This window comes from Acinetobacter sp. CFCC 10889 (assembly GCF_003268395.1).
In the GTDB taxonomy this organism is placed as follows: domain Bacteria; phylum Pseudomonadota; class Gammaproteobacteria; order Pseudomonadales; family Moraxellaceae; genus Acinetobacter.
The window spans coordinates 35,088-50,818 of record NZ_LQXQ01000025.1 but is presented as its reverse complement, the minus strand read 5'-3'; the positions used below and the strand labels follow the sequence as shown (position 1 = coordinate 50,818).

Annotated in this window: 17 protein-coding genes; 5 read left to right on the top strand and 12 right to left on the bottom strand. The window is 36.3% G+C overall.

Going from position 1 to position 15,731, the window contains the following annotated elements; genetic code table 11:
• Positions 1–118: 118 nt before the first annotated feature.
• From AVJ19_RS11320 to AVJ19_RS11305, 4 genes are all read right to left on the bottom strand, one after another.
• On the bottom strand, positions 119–757 hold the full coding sequence (locus tag AVJ19_RS11320) for a vWA domain-containing protein (RefSeq protein ID WP_111859807.1): 639 nt from the start codon (positions 755–757) through the stop codon (positions 119–121).
• A gap of 252 nt (positions 758–1,009) precedes the next feature.
• A complete protein-coding gene (locus AVJ19_RS11315; RefSeq protein WP_111859806.1) occupies positions 1,010–1,192 on the bottom strand; it encodes a hypothetical protein in 183 nt (60 codons plus the stop codon).
• Positions 1,193–1,233: 41 nt separating this feature from the next.
• The gene (locus tag AVJ19_RS11310) at positions 1,234–1,482 is read right to left on the bottom strand and encodes a hypothetical protein (protein WP_111859805.1); all 249 of its coding nucleotides are present in this window, start codon (positions 1,480–1,482) and stop codon (positions 1,234–1,236) included.
• A gap of 156 nt (positions 1,483–1,638) precedes the next feature.
• A complete protein-coding gene (locus AVJ19_RS11305) occupies positions 1,639–2,268 on the bottom strand; it encodes a cation transporter (protein ID WP_111859804.1) in 630 nt (209 codons plus the stop codon).
• A gap of 102 nt (positions 2,269–2,370) precedes the next feature.
• On the opposite strand from AVJ19_RS11305, the gene AVJ19_RS11300 reads away from it, so the two are divergent.
• Positions 2,371–2,778 (top strand): Cd(II)/Pb(II)-responsive transcriptional regulator, encoded by a 408-nt coding sequence (locus tag AVJ19_RS11300; protein ID WP_111859803.1) that lies wholly within the window; start codon positions 2,371–2,373, stop codon positions 2,776–2,778.
• Between the two features lie 460 nt (positions 2,779–3,238).
• Here the strand turns inward: AVJ19_RS11300 and arsB are convergent, their stop codons facing one another.
• The 3 genes from arsB to AVJ19_RS11280 are packed head-to-tail and all read right to left on the bottom strand — an operon-like array spanning position 3,239 to position 5,110.
• Positions 3,239–4,288 carry an ACR3 family arsenite efflux transporter gene (arsB, locus tag AVJ19_RS11290; RefSeq protein ID WP_111859801.1) on the bottom strand — a complete coding sequence of 350 codons (1,050 nt, stop codon included), beginning with the start codon at positions 4,286–4,288 and terminating at the stop codon, positions 3,239–3,241.
• Between the two features lie 10 nt (positions 4,289–4,298).
• Entirely contained in the window at positions 4,299–4,772 is a 474-nt protein-coding gene (locus AVJ19_RS11285; RefSeq protein ID WP_111859800.1) for an arsenate reductase ArsC, read from the bottom strand.
• 14 nt (positions 4,773–4,786) lie between these two features.
• Positions 4,787–5,110, bottom strand: a complete 324-nt coding sequence (locus AVJ19_RS11280) for an ArsR/SmtB family transcription factor (RefSeq protein WP_111859799.1) — start codon at positions 5,108–5,110, stop codon at positions 4,787–4,789.
• A 163-nt stretch (positions 5,111–5,273) separates the two neighbouring features.
• Between AVJ19_RS11280 and yegQ the strand changes: the two genes are divergently transcribed.
• The 3 genes from yegQ (at position 5,274) to AVJ19_RS11265 (ending at position 9,495) form a co-directional block, all read left to right on the top strand.
• Positions 5,274–6,674 carry a tRNA 5-hydroxyuridine modification protein YegQ gene (gene yegQ, locus AVJ19_RS11275; RefSeq protein ID WP_111859798.1) on the top strand — a complete coding sequence of 467 codons (1,401 nt, stop codon included), beginning with the start codon at positions 5,274–5,276 and terminating at the stop codon, positions 6,672–6,674.
• A 14-nt stretch (positions 6,675–6,688) separates the two neighbouring features.
• Positions 6,689–6,949, top strand: coding sequence for a YfhL family 4Fe-4S dicluster ferredoxin (locus AVJ19_RS11270; protein WP_111859797.1), 261 nt, complete (start codon positions 6,689–6,691; stop codon positions 6,947–6,949).
• 332 nt (positions 6,950–7,281) lie between these two features.
• Positions 7,282–9,495, top strand: coding sequence for a hypothetical protein (locus AVJ19_RS11265; protein ID WP_111859796.1), 2,214 nt, complete (start codon positions 7,282–7,284; stop codon positions 9,493–9,495).
• Between the two features lie 85 nt (positions 9,496–9,580).
• Here the strand turns inward: AVJ19_RS11265 and tsaA are convergent, their stop codons facing one another.
• Positions 9,581–10,300 (bottom strand): tRNA (N6-threonylcarbamoyladenosine(37)-N6)-methyltransferase TrmO, encoded by a 720-nt coding sequence (tsaA, locus tag AVJ19_RS11260; RefSeq protein WP_111859795.1) that lies wholly within the window; start codon positions 10,298–10,300, stop codon positions 9,581–9,583.
• A gap of 105 nt (positions 10,301–10,405) precedes the next feature.
• Here tsaA and AVJ19_RS11255 point away from each other — a divergent pair, with 105 nt between their 5' ends.
• Positions 10,406–11,185 carry a ferredoxin--NADP reductase gene (locus AVJ19_RS11255; protein WP_111859794.1) on the top strand — a complete coding sequence of 260 codons (780 nt, stop codon included), beginning with the start codon at positions 10,406–10,408 and terminating at the stop codon, positions 11,183–11,185.
• Between the two features lie 81 nt (positions 11,186–11,266).
• Here AVJ19_RS11255 and AVJ19_RS11250 read toward each other — a convergent pair whose 3' ends face one another.
• The 4 genes from AVJ19_RS11250 to AVJ19_RS11235 all read right to left on the bottom strand — a co-directional run bounded on the left by AVJ19_RS11250 (position 11,267) and on the right by AVJ19_RS11235 (position 15,633).
• Positions 11,267–12,223, bottom strand: coding sequence for a hypothetical protein (locus tag AVJ19_RS11250; protein WP_111859793.1), 957 nt, complete (start codon positions 12,221–12,223; stop codon positions 11,267–11,269).
• Positions 12,220–12,636 (bottom strand): hypothetical protein, encoded by a 417-nt coding sequence (locus tag AVJ19_RS11245; protein ID WP_111859792.1) that lies wholly within the window; start codon positions 12,634–12,636, stop codon positions 12,220–12,222. The genes AVJ19_RS11250 and AVJ19_RS11245 overlap by 4 nt, the downstream gene beginning before the upstream one ends.
• A gap of 203 nt (positions 12,637–12,839) precedes the next feature.
• Entirely contained in the window at positions 12,840–13,337 is a 498-nt protein-coding gene (locus AVJ19_RS11240; protein ID WP_162626590.1) for a hypothetical protein, read from the bottom strand.
• Positions 13,338–13,470: 133 nt separating this feature from the next.
• Positions 13,471–15,633, bottom strand: a complete 2,163-nt coding sequence (locus tag AVJ19_RS11235) for a malate synthase G (RefSeq protein ID WP_111859790.1) — start codon at positions 15,631–15,633, stop codon at positions 13,471–13,473.
• Positions 15,634–15,731 lie beyond the last annotated feature (98 nt).

Genomic DNA, 15,731 nt, shown 5'->3' with positions numbered 1-15,731 from the left:
ATTTTCCTTTTTTCTTTTAGTTGAAAGTTTTAAGGATGCGAAAATTTGAATTTTCACCATCCCTTGTTAGATTAATGTCTTTGAGCTTTGTAAAATTATTTTTAGAATTTAAGTGAAATTAAAGAACAACATTCACTTCAGGCGGTGGTGGTGGTAAATCACTTAAACCTGTAACTTCTTTTTGCCCTGCATCCACTTTTTGACTGCCTGTAGAAATACTTGCTGACACCCATTTAAAAAATGCTTTGATGGTATTTGAATCTGCAGTTGCAAGCTCTACAACCACTTCTGTAATTTGTTTTAAAATCGCCGTTTCAGCATTATGTCCAGCAGCACATGCGATGATCATGCCCGTTTTTACTTTTTTAAGCTTTTCAAAACCTTTTTTCCAATCATCCGTTGGTGCGCCATCAGTCATAATAAAGACCAATGGTTTCCAATCTCCACGTGTATCAGGTGTGGTTTTTTGTACTTCTTGTTCAATTTTATCTGCCAATAATGACAACGCTTCACCGAGTTGTGTTGTTCCTGTTGCTTGCAAATTTGGGGTATTAAACATTGCCAATTCAGTCAAAGGCATCAGTTGTTTAGCTGTGGTATCAAAACTGATAATCGAAAGATAAGCGGTTTCTAATGCATAAGGGTCTTGTCTTAATGATGAAACAAGCATTTCTACACCATTTTTCACTGCTTCAATGGGCTCTCCTAACATTGAGCCTGATGTATCGAGTAATAAATAAACGGGCAATCTTCTCATGCTTTTCTATCCTTGTTATCAATTTTAAAAATGTATAATAAAAACATCTTAGCTGAATTTTTAAAAATTAAACACTCTATTTCAGCTTTTTATACAATGAAATTTCTTTGTTATAGCTCAGCAATTATTGACAATCAAACAATCTTATCTTTATGAATTTTCAGTCATTTAAAAAATATAATTTCAATAAAAAATAGCCAAGGCATTCACCTTAGCTATTCGAATCAATTTATTTTGCTATAAGTGCAAATTTTACTGACTGCGACCTTCTTGATTTGCGTGACCAACACATCCAGCAGCGCCACCAATCACAAAACCTCGTTCCGCTTTACAAGAACCAATCACTTGACCACGTGAATCATAAGTAGTTACGGTTGATGCACATCCTGTCATCAAAACTGCTGTACAAAGTGCGATTAATGCTGAAATTTTCATAATTTTTCCTTTTTGTATTGACTCAGTGTCAATAACCCCTGCTAATTTAATTGAATTTGTGTATTGACTGGTGGCATTGGCAATAACCCTGTCTTGATATTTACTTGGCGATAATCAATATCTTTGCTATTACCATGACCATAACAAACAGCTTTTGCCCCAATAATAAAACCTTGGGTCGCTTTACATGAGCCAATCGCATTACCTGCTGCATCATAAGTAATGACTTTGGCACTACAACCATTCAGAAACACCAAAAGACTTGCGATAAAATACTTTTTAAAACTCACCTTAACCCCTATTTAAACTTAGTTAAATAATTTATAAAAATTATCAACTTATTTTTAATTTAGAGTAATTCTATATCGTATTTTAAAACTGTAAAGTATTATTTTTAAACAGACGATAAAAAACCACCTCAAAGGTGGCTATTAAATCTATAAAGTTTAAGTAGTTAACGCAGGCTTGTTGTCTTTTCTTTCCTGCAACGCTTTCTTAATCACCTGATAACCGCCGGTTAATCCTAAAGTCGCCATAATCACTGCAACAATAATATCGGGTAATAAACTGCCTGTACCAAATACCCCTACCGCTGCCAAGATCACCGCAACATTACCAATCGCATCATTACGGCTACACAACCACACCGACTGCATATTGGAATCCCCATCATGGAAAGCGTACAGAACCACCGCAGCAACCACATTGGCAATCAATGCTAAAATACCGATCGCCCCCATAGTAATTGCTTCAGGCGGAATGCCTTGGATATAAGCATAGGCAGATTTACCGATCACCACAAAACCAAACAACGCCATGGTCAAACCTTTCAACAATGCTACTGTCGCACGCCAATACAAACTCGCACCCAACACGGCAAGCGAAATACCATAGTTCACAGCATCACCGAAGAAGTCTAATGAATCCGCCCACAGTGCCGATGAATGCGCATAAGCACCACCAATCAATTCGACAAAGAACATTGCAAGGTTAATGATCAGTGCAATCCACAATGCTGTTCTAAACTTACTGTTTGGTTTCTGTGGTGCAGGTTCATGACTACAAGTACACGCCATTTCACATCCCCTTGATTAATTATTCATCTGTATTATGCTATTTAAAACTATGGACTAACTCCAAGGTCAAGCCTTGTTTGAGTATTTTTGGAGAAATTCATCATGCAACAATATCTCATCAGTGATCTGGCTAAAAAAACTCAACTGAGTACTGATACCATTCGCTTTTATGAAAAGAAACAATTGATTCAAGCAAGCTTTCGTGCTGAAAATAATTACAAATATTATGATGATGAATGCCTGAAACGCCTGATCTTTATCAAACGCTGTCGTGCCCTTGATATGACATTGCATGAAATTGTGGCATTACTGGAGCAGGTGCAACATCCTGAACGTGGCTGTAAAATTGTCGATCAGTTAATTGAGGAACACATTCAACATGTGGAAACACGGATTCTGGAATTGCAGAGTTTTAAAACACAACTGGTTGCCCTACGTCAGTCCTGTGCTTCAGACAGCACCATTGATCATTGTCAGATTGTTAAAAAGTTAGAGGCTTCGATTGAATAAACGTTGGAATACCCTGTGCTAAAAACATCGGGAGCTAAACAAAGTTTTGCTACAACATTAGACCTCTTGCATAAGTCAAAAAATGTCCAAATTTTAGATTTAAAACATATTCAAAAGAATGTTGGAAGTTCCTTCTCTTGCGCCATATATGGCTCAGGGATGAGGAGGTAACTCCGCAAGAGGATGAGGGCTTTTAAATGGAAAACCTCTCCCTCTTGCGAAATGATGTTTCTCATCCTGAAAGGAGAGGGAACCTTCAATATTGATTCAAATCTTGCCGAAACTAACTTTCGCAAGAAGTCTATTATTAAACCATATTTGAATCCCGATTATTTTCGGCATGAAATATGGTCATCAAATTGACTTCAGATTCACCCATTTCAACAGATCATCTGCCCATTTCTTACATTCAGAATAACATTCCATTATTCGAACAATGCTAAATCTATATCTGGCATTGTCATTTACTAACCACCTCATTAAATACTTTTTTGCGTAACCAAAGCGATACACTCACCAAAGCAATCAATACAGGTACTTCAACCAAAGGACCAATCACCGTGGTAAATGCTACTGGCGAAGCCAAACCAAAAGTTGCGATTGCTACAGCAAGTGCCAACTCAAAGTTATTACCTGCTGCGGTAAATGAAATGGCTGTAGTTTTCGGATAATCATTGCCCATCCATTTGCTCATAAAAAAGCTAATGAAAAACATCATGATAAAATACAGCGTCAGAGGAATAGCAATTCGCAATACATCCAATGGCAACGCCACCACATCCGCACCTTTTAAGCTGAACATCGCCACAATGGTAAACAGCAATGCCAATAAACTCAGCGGACTGATTTTAGGAATAAAACGATTTTGATACCAATCCAAACCCTTTTGTTTGACGAGAATCAAACGGGTTAAAAAGCCCAATAAGAATGGAATACCCAGATAAATCAGCACCGCTTGGGAGATCGTCCAAAAACTGACATTAATCACTTGAGCTTCAACACCAAAAAATGGCGGTAAATAAGTTAAAAATAACCATGCATAACTGCTGAAAAACAGGATCTGGAAAATACTGTTAAATGCCACCAAGGCAGCAACATATTGATGATCACCACAGGCAAGATTATTCCACACCAACACCATTGCAATACAACGTGCCAAGCCGATCAAAATCAGCCCTGTCATATATTCTGGATAGTTCTGCAAAAACAGAATCGCAAGTGCGAACATCAAACACGGTGCAATCAACCAATTTTGCAGCAAAGACAAAACCAAGGTTCGCTTATCCTGAAAAACTTGGCTTAGATTTTTATAATCTACTTTGGCTAAAGGTGGATACATCATCAAAATCAAACCGATGGCAATCGGTAAATTCACCGTTCCCACGCTCATCTGATTTAGGCTTTTCGCTGTTTCGGGTAAAAATAAACCGATCGCAATACCAATAGCCATGGCGATAAAAATCCAAAGCGTAAGATTCCGATCTAAAAAAGAGAGTTTCTGAACTGACATAGTTGAATATTCACACAATTAAAGCGATTTTTTCGAGTGCTTTGGCTAATTCCTGTGCATTCAATTGTCCAAAATTCAGTGCAAAAAATGCATCAAAACGACGTTGAATATGTTGCACCGTTGAATGAAACGCCTGTAATTTTTCTGCTTCTGGCAAATCCAAATGTGATGGATCATCCAAACCCCAATGAACTTTTAAGGCATTTCCTAAATAAAGCGGGCAAGATTCATTGGCAGCTTCGCTACATACCGTCACCACAATTTCAGGTGCAAACGCCTCACATGCCTGCATGTTTTTACTGAATAAATTTTCAGTCGGAATATTCAAACTTTGCAAGGTTTTCAAGGTCAGTGGATGCACATGTCCTGAGGGATGACTGCCTGCGCTACATGCCTCGAAACCAACAGGTGCTTGCGCATTAAATAAAGCTTCCGAAAGGATACTTCGACAACTATTACCTGTACATAAAAATAAAATTTTCATTTTAATTCAACCCTCTATTCACAACATTTGGAATTTTCAGCACCAGCATTTTCAACTAAATTAAAACGCTGATCCTGCTCTGCGAGTTTGACTAAAATCTCTTTGCACCATGGCGCTAAATCATCATGTAACTGATAATAAACCCATTGCCCTTGGCGACGATCTTGCAAAATCTGTGAAGTTCGCAACAGCGCCAAATGTCGTGAAATTTTCGGTTGACTGAGCGCTAAACTTTCAGTCAAATCACAGACACAGCGTTCACCCTGTTTCACAATCATCAGTAAAATATCGAGCCGTGTTTGATCAGCGAGACATTTAAAAAAATCAACTTGATTCATATCAATATATGGATATATGTATTTCCATATATATTAAGCTTAGAATGAGTAGATTGACAATATTTTGAGGCTAATCATTTTCAATTCCGAGCTTTTTACTAGGTTGAATCTATTTTTTTTATCACTAGAATAATACCCATAAAGTTTTTATGCCTTTTACGACATGACCATTTCCCACGTTACTGAACTTCTCTCTCCTGCTGGTTCGCTGAAGAATATGCGCTACGCATTTGCTTATGGTGCGGATGCTGTTTATGCAGGTCAGCCACGTTACAGTTTGCGGGTTCGTAACAATGCATTTGATCATGACAATTTAAAAATTGGTATTACCGAAGCGCATGCTTTGGGCAAAAAGTTTTATGTAGTGGTGAATATTCAACCGCACAATTCCAAGCTTAAAAACTTTATCCGAGATCTTGAACCTGTGGTTGCGATGCAACCCGATGCTTTGATTATGTCTGATCCTGGTCTGATCATGATGGTGCGTGAACATTTCCCTGAAGTGTCGATCCACCTGTCTGTTCAAGCCAATGCAGTCAACTGGGCAACAGTCAAGTTTTGGAAAAATATGGGTTTAACTCGCGTAATTTTATCACGTGAATTATCCCTCGAAGAGATCGAAGAAATTAAGCAAAATGTGCCTGATATGGAAATTGAAGTTTTCGTACACGGCGCGCTTTGCATGGCTTATTCCGGTCGTTGCTTACTTTCAGGCTATATGAATAAACGTGATGCCAATCAAGGCGCTTGCACCAATGCTTGTCGCTGGGATTATAAAGTTCACGAAGCAGCAGAAGATGCATCTGGGGATGTCATTCCAGTCCAACAACTGGAGACAGCATCAGGCTGCTGCAACAATAAAGATGCCGACGAGCAACACGCCCAAAAACAACACCAATTTGGCGAACCGGTTTTATTACAACGCAATGAAGAAGACATGTTTGCTGCTGAAGAAGATGAACATGGTACTTACTTCATGAACTCAAAAGACTTACGTGCTGTACAACATGTAGATCGTTTGACTCAAATGGGCATTCATTCTTTAAAAATTGAAGGACGCACCAAATCATACTTCTACTGTGCCAGAACAGCGCAAATTTATCGTAAAGCCATTGATGATGCACTTGCAGGCAAAGGTTTTGATCCTGCACTGATGACACAACTTGAAGGTCTGGCAAATCGTGGTTATACCGAAGGTTTTTTACGTCGCCACGTACATTCTGAATATCAGAATTATGAAACAGGTTCTTCACGCTTTGACCATCAACAGTTTGTTGGTGAAGTTTTAGAACGACATGGCGACTATATCAAGATTGAAGTGAAAAACCGCTTTGTTGTCGGTGACTCATTGGAGTTGATGACAACAAGTGGAAATATCACGTTTATTTTAACAGAAATGAAAGATCGCAAAGGTATACTCATCGACGATGCCAAAGGTTCAGGACATATTGTTGATATTCCAATTCCTGCCGATGTTGACATGAATTTTGCATTGTTAATTCGCAATCTACCCAACTCAACAACAGATATTTCTGCATCATCATTGGCTTATCAAGCTGTCTGAGCAAGGAGAGTATTATGGCATTGCTGATTACGGATCAATGTATTAACTGTGATATGTGTGTGCCTGAATGTCCAAACCAAGCGATTTTTGAAGGTGAAAAATTCTATGAAATCGATGTCGAACGTTGTACCGAATGCGTTGGTTTTTACGAACATCAGACCTGTGTCGATGTCTGCCCGATTGAATGTATAGAACCACATCCAGAACATAGAGAAACACAAGCAAAACTGTTAGAAAAATTTTATGGTTTAAACTTATTTAACCGTTTTAACTGAATTTAGAAATAACGATAAAAAATAACAGAAGTTGAGAGGATCAACTTCATAATGAAAAACAATAAATTTTGCAGGGGAAAACAAAGCCAAAGTGTAATTGGGGTATTTGGGGAACACTTTGCTTTCAATTTAATGTATTCACCTAATATAAAGAATATTCTAAACTTAAGCCGTATATAGGTTGAATCATTTCAAATTAAACAATCACGTTATAGTAACCTAAGTTTAAAATTCTCAGCAGAATAAAAATATATTTCAATTAACCAAGTTTATAGCTATATCACTGTTTTCATTTATGATAATCTGTCAAAAAACCAATAATCTAGACCATCATGAACCGTAAAACTCAACAAGATATGCAAGATGTGCTGCAATGCTTTTATCAAAAAAAATTGCCACCTTTGGGTTTAAAATACGCTGAAGCACTTTTTAAAATTACGCCCGATCTAAGTGATGAAAGTTTACAAAAAATTGATACGCTTTTAATCACATTACATCAACAAAATATTCGCCCCAATGATCTCGTTACAACAAAAGATGGCTTAAATTTTTTGATGGCAATTATTGGCTATCTATGTGAAGTGATCACACAACGAACTCACCATCCTGTTGAATGGTATAATTATTATGAAGCAATTAAAATTCTCCCTTCAGATTATGAACTACCTTTAGACTTTTTTAGTTCAATGGTGGCTTTAATCAATAAACAAGTCTGCTTACCTTTAACAGTTATTTCAGATGTGCTGCATCACGGTGAAACTGCTGAAAGAACATGCCTCAGTTATGTACACGCACGCCAAGCAGTCATTGAAAAACGCAATACACAAAATATTAATGAAAATTGTGCTGAATATATTCAAGCATTACAACAACATCGTTATATACAAGGAGGTAATGCTTATCGCAAAGCAACCGACTTGATTGATTTTGATTTTTCTCTCGTCAGCATTCAAAAAATTGACCTACTTTTAAACAGTATTCGTCAACATGAAAGACTTAATGAAGCGCAATATGCCACATTTATGCAAGACAAAGAAAAATTAAACTTTTTAGTGGCGCTTAGTTATTATTTAGGGACAACGATTGCCCATCAAACCCTGAGTAGTGTGAAATGGTTTAGTTTTGAAGAATATAAAGCGTTACTGAGTCAAGATGAAGATGAAAGCTTTCGTTATGAACTCGCACAAATTTTTGTGTTTCAAAATCAAATTTCTTATCCGATGTCGGTGCTTAGCAGCATTTTATTTGATTCAAATCAGCCTGCTCAAAGCTGTTTAGACTATGTGCAAAAATATATTGCACTTTCAACGCAAAGTTTGGTCTATTTTCCTTCCTCATTAAAAGATATACAACAACCCGAGATTACAGCAAATATTACCCGTGCATTTAAGCATGCTGGCTTTTTAGCAGGCTATGCGAGTTTCATGCTCGATGGATCAGGCTTCGACCCTTGCTTATTGGTCAACAAAGAAAATAAAGTTCAAATCATCAAACTTATGCAAGAAAACTCAAGGGAAATAGGGCTTTCAGAGCTTGAGCGTAATCCTCATGGCTATCCATTTCAGCTATTTTGTGAGGATATCCACGCCTATTTACCAACAGGACGAACAGATGCAATTTATCTTAAAATACAAATCTATGCACCCACAGAAACATCTGTCAGTCTAGTTATTCCCTATACAAAAAATGCGGATAATAAGATTGAGTATATTTATTCAGCAGTTCAATATACCCCTACTGATCTATCCCTCGCACAATTTGATGCTGCAATGACCACCTTTTACCAAAATGCTTTTGAATTCCAAGACAGCTTTACACAACAATCATTTTGGCAAGCACATTTCCAAGAAAACATTGTACGAAAACCTGCAACATTTTTACTGAACGATATACAAAATCATGAGTTTATCTTATCTTTAAAGACGATATTTCCAACCATAAGCGCCGAAACACCTCAAGCAGCACCTCAAGTCCCTTTAGCACCAGATCATACAGCTCAAATTACACAAGCAAGTGTAGAGATTGCACCTTTAGCAGCCTTACCTGATGTGAATAACCCTGCACTGCTCACAGCACTTGATATTTTAGCCACAAATGAGGGTAATCCAGAAAAAAGCCAACAAGCGATTGGTATTATTTCTAGCTTGATTATGAATGATGATCCTGAAGCCATGCAATTAATGGCACATTTTCATGCTGAAGGAAAATATGTTGAAAAAGATAATAAACAAGCTTTTTTTTATTTAGTTGAGGTTGCTAAATTACAAATGGATGAAAGCTCATTTAAAGATGCCATGCGCTTTTATGCTTCACCATTATATGCTTTAGATAAAACCGACCCTGATGTTGAAGAATGGTTACTCAGTTTAGCCGCAGACTTTGATCGTGCAACGGCAGAAAAACCTGAAATTGGACAATTGAATGGAAGTACTTCATATAGACGACACATTCACAAAGTCGATCAACCTTTAACCACAGCTCAATGGGTCAATCGTATTTTAATTGGGATTAGTGTGGTGCTGATCCTCATTATTCTCATTAAATAAAAAATTTCAGATTGAAAATAGTCAGCCTATACGCCACCTATTTTCAATCTTGCTTTATTTACACATATTTTTGCAAAAATTTACTTTAGCTGATCATGACAATATCAATAATTTCAACCGTCTGCTGATAAATCTTGAAACTAACATCTAAATCTGAAAATTTCATTTTATAAACACGACTTTCATCATCTTGATAGGCAGGACGAGGATCAAGTGATAGCACTTGTTCAAGTTCATTTTGTATTTGTTGGGTGATTTTTTGCGTTTTTAGTAATTCATTTAAAATAAATTGTACATTTTCAGACCAAATAACATTTTTTCTATCAGGCTCTTGCTGTGCATAACCGCTTTTTGCATCAGAAATTGCATCGGAATATTGAATATAAGGCTTAATATCAACGATCGGTGTACCATTCAATAAATCACTGCCAGTCACATAAACACGCACTGATTTTCCTACTTTTTTTACCATTTTAAACTGTACAACTGACAAGCCAATCGGTGCAGGACGATACATACTGCGTGTCGCAAAAACACCTATTTTCTTATTCCCACCCAGTCGAGGTGGTCTCACCTGAGATCTAAACTTATGATTTTCATTGCCATTTTTATTTTCATGAAATTGCCAAACTAACCATAAATGACTAAATTCTTCAATCCCTTCAAAGGCAAGTAGGTCATTATAGGGCTCTACCATTTCAATATAAGATTCGACCTGAACCAAGTTAGGTTGACGTGGAATACCAAACTTTTCTTGGTAAGGTGAATGCATGTAGCCAATAATAGGTAAACAAAGATCAGACATAATCACTTTTTCTGATAAGCTCAATTAAATATATTCAGTTTATCGAGAATGATTTTAGATTAGAATAGTAAGCTGTTCTAATTTGATAATTTATTGAGACCTTTAATGGCTGCTTTCAACGTCGAAAAGATTACTCACGTACACCACTGGAATGACACATTATTCAGTTTTAAGACCACACGTGATACTGCATTACGTTATAAAAATGGTCAATTTGTGATGATTGGTCTTGAGGTGAATGGTAAGCCTTTAATGCGCGCATATTCAATTGCAAGCGCTAACTATGAAGAGGAACTTGAATTCTTCTCAATCAAAGTGCCAGATGGTCCTTTAACCTCTATTTTACAAAAAGTAAAAGTGGGTGATGAAATTTTGGTTTCGAAAAAACCAACAGGAACATTGGTATTAGATGATTTAAATCCAGGTAAAAACTTGTATTTACTATCTTCAGGTACAGGGCTTGCACCTTTCCTTTCTACAATTCGTGATCCTGAAACCTATGAACGTTTTGAAAAAATCATCGTGGTTCATGGTACGCGTTTTATTTCAGAATTGGCTTATCAAGATTTGATTTTAAATGAAGTACCAAATCATGAGTTTTTCTCAGAATTGGGCGCAAAAGAAAAATTAATCTACTACCCAACTGTAACCCGTGAAGAATTCCATACCCAAGGTCGTGTTACCACTGCGATTGAGTCTGGTGAGTTATTTGAGAAAATTGGCTTACCTCGCTTCAACCCTGAAACTGACCGTGCAATGCTGTGTGGTAGCCCTGCATTCCTTGATGACGTTGCAGCACTCCTAGATCAACATGGCTTAAAAGAATCGCCTAAAATGGGTGTTCTAGGTGACTATGTGATCGAACGTGCATTCGTAGAAAAATAATATTTTCAATGTATTGTAAAAACCGAGTCTCAGCACTCGGTTTTTTTATTGAATAAAATAATACGTTTCTGTCAATATCTGCTAATTTTCAGGATGTTTTGGCTTTATTAAAAACCAGTTTTTCTGATTCTCTTCATTCACAAAAGGCAAACTTGAATAAATTTGAAAATGTTTTGGAAATAGTAAAAACCTCAATAGATCAAGAATATTCAAACCTAAGGCATTTTTTAATAATTTATATTTATTACTTTTTAACAATCCTAAGAGTTTTATAAAAAAAACAATAACAGCACACATAAAGACAAACAAAATAATCATTAAACTTAAGATCAAACCATCCCAAGGAACAGAAAATACAAATATTATAAAAATTATTGTAGAAAAAATCAGGGTTGCATATGAAACTATTTTAAACCCCATTCTTAAATGATTTAAATCCCAATTTTTAAACACATTTGGGTTTAAATAAAAATAATCTTCAGTATGCGCAAGAATCAATTCTTTGCTGTGACTAAAGTAATGTAATGTTAAAATATCTTTTGGAATCATACCTTTCAAAGTGAAGTCTCGATCAACTATAATTCTAATATCTTGCCAACAAATATGATTCTTATCGCCATAGCCTTCATCAAAAAAATATTGATATTCGAATCCATCTTTTGTAGGTAATTGTTTATATACTTTCATTTTTTGGTCTAAATGGTGTTGTTGTTGTAATTTTGCCTTTTGCTTTTTACTGACTCCTTGTGTGTTGATTTTTTCTGCTGTTTTCGGCAGTTGAATCGGCTGTGGAACGATATAAAAATCACGCACATGTGCTTTTAATTGTGCAATTTGATTCATTATAGGTTCATTTTTTTGGGGTTCTCTTAAAAAATATAACCTTTGTTCACTATCAAAAATATTCAGATGACACTCATAATTATTGTGATTTTTATCTTTCATGGCTAAAAATTTGCTTATATTGAGATAAGCATTATTTTTATAAAAAACAAAAACCATGATCATTGGACATAGAATCCCCATACCAATAATCATAAAAATAGTTTCAGATTCCAATGGAATAAGAATAGCATCTTTCCAAAAAACATACCGTCATAAATCAGTTGTTCAAAAAAACGAAAAGAAAAACACAGCCACCAAATTAAAAATAAACTAGATAAAATTGTATAAAAATATACTTTAAAATGTCCATAAACTATAGGTATTCTATGATTTAAAAATAGAACTTGGCTATTTTTAAAATAAAGATAAATGATTTGATTATATTGATCACTTTCTCGATCTAAATTTATTTTATACTCAATAACATCATTTTCTCGCACAATGATTCGATCAACATCAAAAAAAATACGTTTTGAATGTTTCTGTAAATAAAATTCAACCGTGCGAATTTTACCAAATTGATCATATTGATAATTCACTTTTATTGCATGATCTTTGTTTAGCATTTTATATTTATCATATCTTTTATATGCAGAAAATATTTAACTGATTTATTTAGCCTAACATTTCTATGATTTTTATAAATTATAAGTTTGTTAAAAATATTTTAATACCATCATTTAAAATATCATTTCCAACTGAATCAAAAAATCGAGGTATTTACCTCGATTTTTTAAACTCTATTATCATGTATTATATTACATCATATTTATTTTTTAGCACACTCAATTGGTTCTGCAACTTTGAAAGGCTTCGTCACTTCCAATGTCATTTTATTTTTGCTTAACTCTAAAATTTTAGCGACTGCATTTGGATATTGCTCATATTCTTTTTTCAATGCTTTTTCATAATTTTTATCATCTGAATCTACTTTTAACAATTTAGTTTTGCTAAAAACTAATGCTTGATTTTCATCAAGTGCCCAAGCACTTTTGGTTTTCATCGTGGTATGAATGGTTTTTTGATCATTACCAAACTGAATTTTTGAATCCGAAAAGTACGTGCCATTTTCATAATATTGATCAATGGATTGAATTAATACATGGTTATTTTTAATCTCTTGCGTACACACCCACTCTCCTGTGATCAACGATAGATCTGTTGTTTGCGCAAAACCGTGTGTAGATATCATCGTCAGCAATACTGTACCTATAAAAGATTTTGTTTTATTACGCAGTGCTACTTTCTGTTTTATAAATAATTCCAAGAGCTTAACTCAATTTTTGTAAATTACGTTATTATATCAAAGCTTAAAAGTAAGTTAAACCAAGCGCACATGGATAAAAAGAAAACCCCTGAAATAATCAGGGGTTCGCTTTGACAACATTTAGGGTTACAGATTAGTCACCTGTATAACCTTTTAATTTTAAACGGTAAGCGTGTAATAATGGCTCAGTATAACCCGATGGCTGTTCGCCACCTTTAAATACTAAGTCATACGCTGCTTGGTAAGCATAGCCATCGAAACTTGGCGCCATAGCTGTATATTCTGGATCATTCGCATTTTGCTCATCCACAATTTTCGCCATGCGTTGCATCACTTCTTCAACTTGCTCTTTAGTCACAATACCGTGACGTAACCAGTTCGCAACGTGTTGTGAAGAAATACGTAAAGTTGCACGGTCTTCCATCAAACCAACGTTGTTGATGTCTGGAACTTTAGAACAACCTACGCCCAAGTCAACCCAACGAACCACATAACCCAAGATACCTTGTAAGTTATTTTCAAGTTCTTTGGTTTTCTCTTCCGCAGTCCAATTCGTATCTGTTGCCAAAGGAGGAGTTAATAAGTCATCTAATGGCAATGCATCAGTTTTTAACAACTCAAGCTGACGCGCAGACACGTTGCATTGGTGGTAATGGATCGCGTGAATCACAGCACCTGATGGAGATGGAACCCATGCACAGCTTGCGCCCGCCTCAGGATGTTCAATCTTAGTTTTGTACATGTCTAAAAGCATGTCTGGTTTTGGCCACATGCCTTTACCGATCTGTGCTTTACCACGTAAACCAGACTGTAAACCAACCATCACGTTACGGTTTTCGTACGCTGGGAACCAAATTTGAGCTTTCACTTCGCCTTTACGAACGAATGGACCAGCTTCCATAAATGTATGAATTTCATCACCTGTACGATCCATGAAACCTGTATTGATGAAGATCGTACGATCTTTCGCTTGTGCGATACAGTTTTTCAAGTTCACAGAAGTACGACGCTCTTCATCCATGATCCCGATTTTTAAAGTTTTTGCAGGTAAGCCTAACGCTTTTTCTGAACGTTCAAACAATTCAACTGCAAATGCAACTTCTTCAGGACCATGCATTTTTGGCTTCACGATGTACATAGAACCTTTACGTGAGTTCTTGTTCTCGTTTTCGCCTTTGATGTCTGCAAATGTAAGCAACGGAGTGATCAATGCATCCATGATACCTTCGTAGATTTCAGCACCATCTACAAGGATCGCAGGGTTTGTCATCAAGTGACCCACGTTACGAAGCAACATCAATGAACGACCGTGAAGTTTAGTTTCACCACCGATTAGGTTTTTGTGTGTACGGTCTTTATTTAGTGTACGAGTAATGGTTTTACCATTTTTTTCGATAGACTCTTCAAGCGTACCTTTCATTAAGCCTAACCAGTTACGGTAGCCTTCAACTTTCTCTTCAGCATCAACAGCTGCGATCGAGTCTTCCAAATCTTGAATCGTGGTTACAGCAGCTTCAAGAACAAGGTCTTTTACGCCAGCTGCGTCAGTTTTACCGATTGGGCTTGTAGCATCCACTTCGATGATTACGTGTAAACCGTTATTTAAAAGTACGATTTCCACTGGTGCAGCTTCGTCACCGTTAAAACCAACAAATTGAGCTTCTTTTGCAAGCGTTGTTGTTGAACCGTCTTTTAACGTAACAACTAATTTTTTGCCTTCAACAGCATATTTGGTTGCGTCAGCATGTGAACCATTTGCCAATGGGAAAGTTTCATTTAAGAAATTCTTAGCAAATGCGATTACTTTGTCGCCACGAACTGGGTTATAGCCCTTACCTTTTTCCGCGCCACCATCTTCAGGGATGACGTCAAAACCGTAAAGTGCATCGTATAAAGAACCCCAACGCGCGTTAGCAGCGTTTAAGCAGTAACGTGCATTACGCACAGGTACGACCAACTGCGCACCAGCCAATAATGCGATCTCTTCATCTACATTTTCTGTGCTGATTTGGAAATCTTCTACTTCTGGTAATAAGTAGCCAATTTCGGTAAGGAAAGCTTTATAAGCTTCGAGTTCAAATTTGTTGTTGCGGTGCCATTCATCAATTTTTGCTTGAAGGTCATCACGCTTAGCCAATAATGCTTTATTTTTTGGACTAAGATCGACAACAACTTGCTCGAAATCTTTCCAGTATTTTTCACTGTCTAGACCTGAGCCTGGTAAAGCTTCATTTTCGATGAAATCGTAGAGTTCTTTAGCAATCGCTAACTTGCCTTTTTGAATACGTGCAGTCATTGTCTTTCCTGATATTGCTACTTTTTATAACAAGAGATTCTTAGTATACCGATTTATACCTTGCTGAATAGTAATATCACATTCCTAAATAGTAAGCA

Bases quoted from the DNA above. Each gene is read 5' to 3' on its own strand.
- AVJ19_RS11320 (WP_111859807.1), bottom strand. From the start codon at position 757: ATGAGAAGATTGCCCGTTTATTTATTACTCGATACATCAGGCTCAATG.
- AVJ19_RS11315 (WP_111859806.1), bottom strand. From the start codon at position 1,192: ATGAAAATTTCAGCATTAATCGCACTTTGTACAGCAGTTTTGATGACA.
- AVJ19_RS11305 (WP_111859804.1), bottom strand. From the start codon at position 2,268: ATGGCGTGTACTTGTAGTCATGAACCTGCACCACAGAAACCAAACAGT.
- AVJ19_RS11300 (WP_111859803.1), top strand. From the start codon at position 2,371: ATGCAACAATATCTCATCAGTGATCTGGCTAAAAAAACTCAACTGAGT.
- arsB (WP_111859801.1), bottom strand. From the start codon at position 4,288: ATGTCAGTTCAGAAACTCTCTTTTTTAGATCGGAATCTTACGCTTTGG.
- AVJ19_RS11285 (WP_111859800.1), bottom strand. From the start codon at position 4,772: ATGAAAATTTTATTTTTATGTACAGGTAATAGTTGTCGAAGTATCCTT.
- AVJ19_RS11280 (WP_111859799.1), bottom strand. From the start codon at position 5,110: ATGAATCAAGTTGATTTTTTTAAATGTCTCGCTGATCAAACACGGCTC.
- yegQ (WP_111859798.1), top strand. From the start codon at position 5,274: ATGACCATTTCCCACGTTACTGAACTTCTCTCTCCTGCTGGTTCGCTG.
- AVJ19_RS11270 (WP_111859797.1), top strand. From the start codon at position 6,689: ATGGCATTGCTGATTACGGATCAATGTATTAACTGTGATATGTGTGTG.
- AVJ19_RS11265 (WP_111859796.1), top strand. From the start codon at position 7,282: ATGAACCGTAAAACTCAACAAGATATGCAAGATGTGCTGCAATGCTTT.
- tsaA (WP_111859795.1), bottom strand. From the start codon at position 10,300: ATGTCTGATCTTTGTTTACCTATTATTGGCTACATGCATTCACCTTAC.
- AVJ19_RS11255 (WP_111859794.1), top strand. From the start codon at position 10,406: ATGGCTGCTTTCAACGTCGAAAAGATTACTCACGTACACCACTGGAAT.
- AVJ19_RS11250 (WP_111859793.1), bottom strand. From the start codon at position 12,223: ATGATTATTGGTATGGGGATTCTATGTCCAATGATCATGGTTTTTGTT.
- AVJ19_RS11245 (WP_111859792.1), bottom strand. From the start codon at position 12,636: ATGCTAAACAAAGATCATGCAATAAAAGTGAATTATCAATATGATCAA.
- AVJ19_RS11235 (WP_111859790.1), bottom strand. From the start codon at position 15,633: ATGACTGCACGTATTCAAAAAGGCAAGTTAGCGATTGCTAAAGAACTC.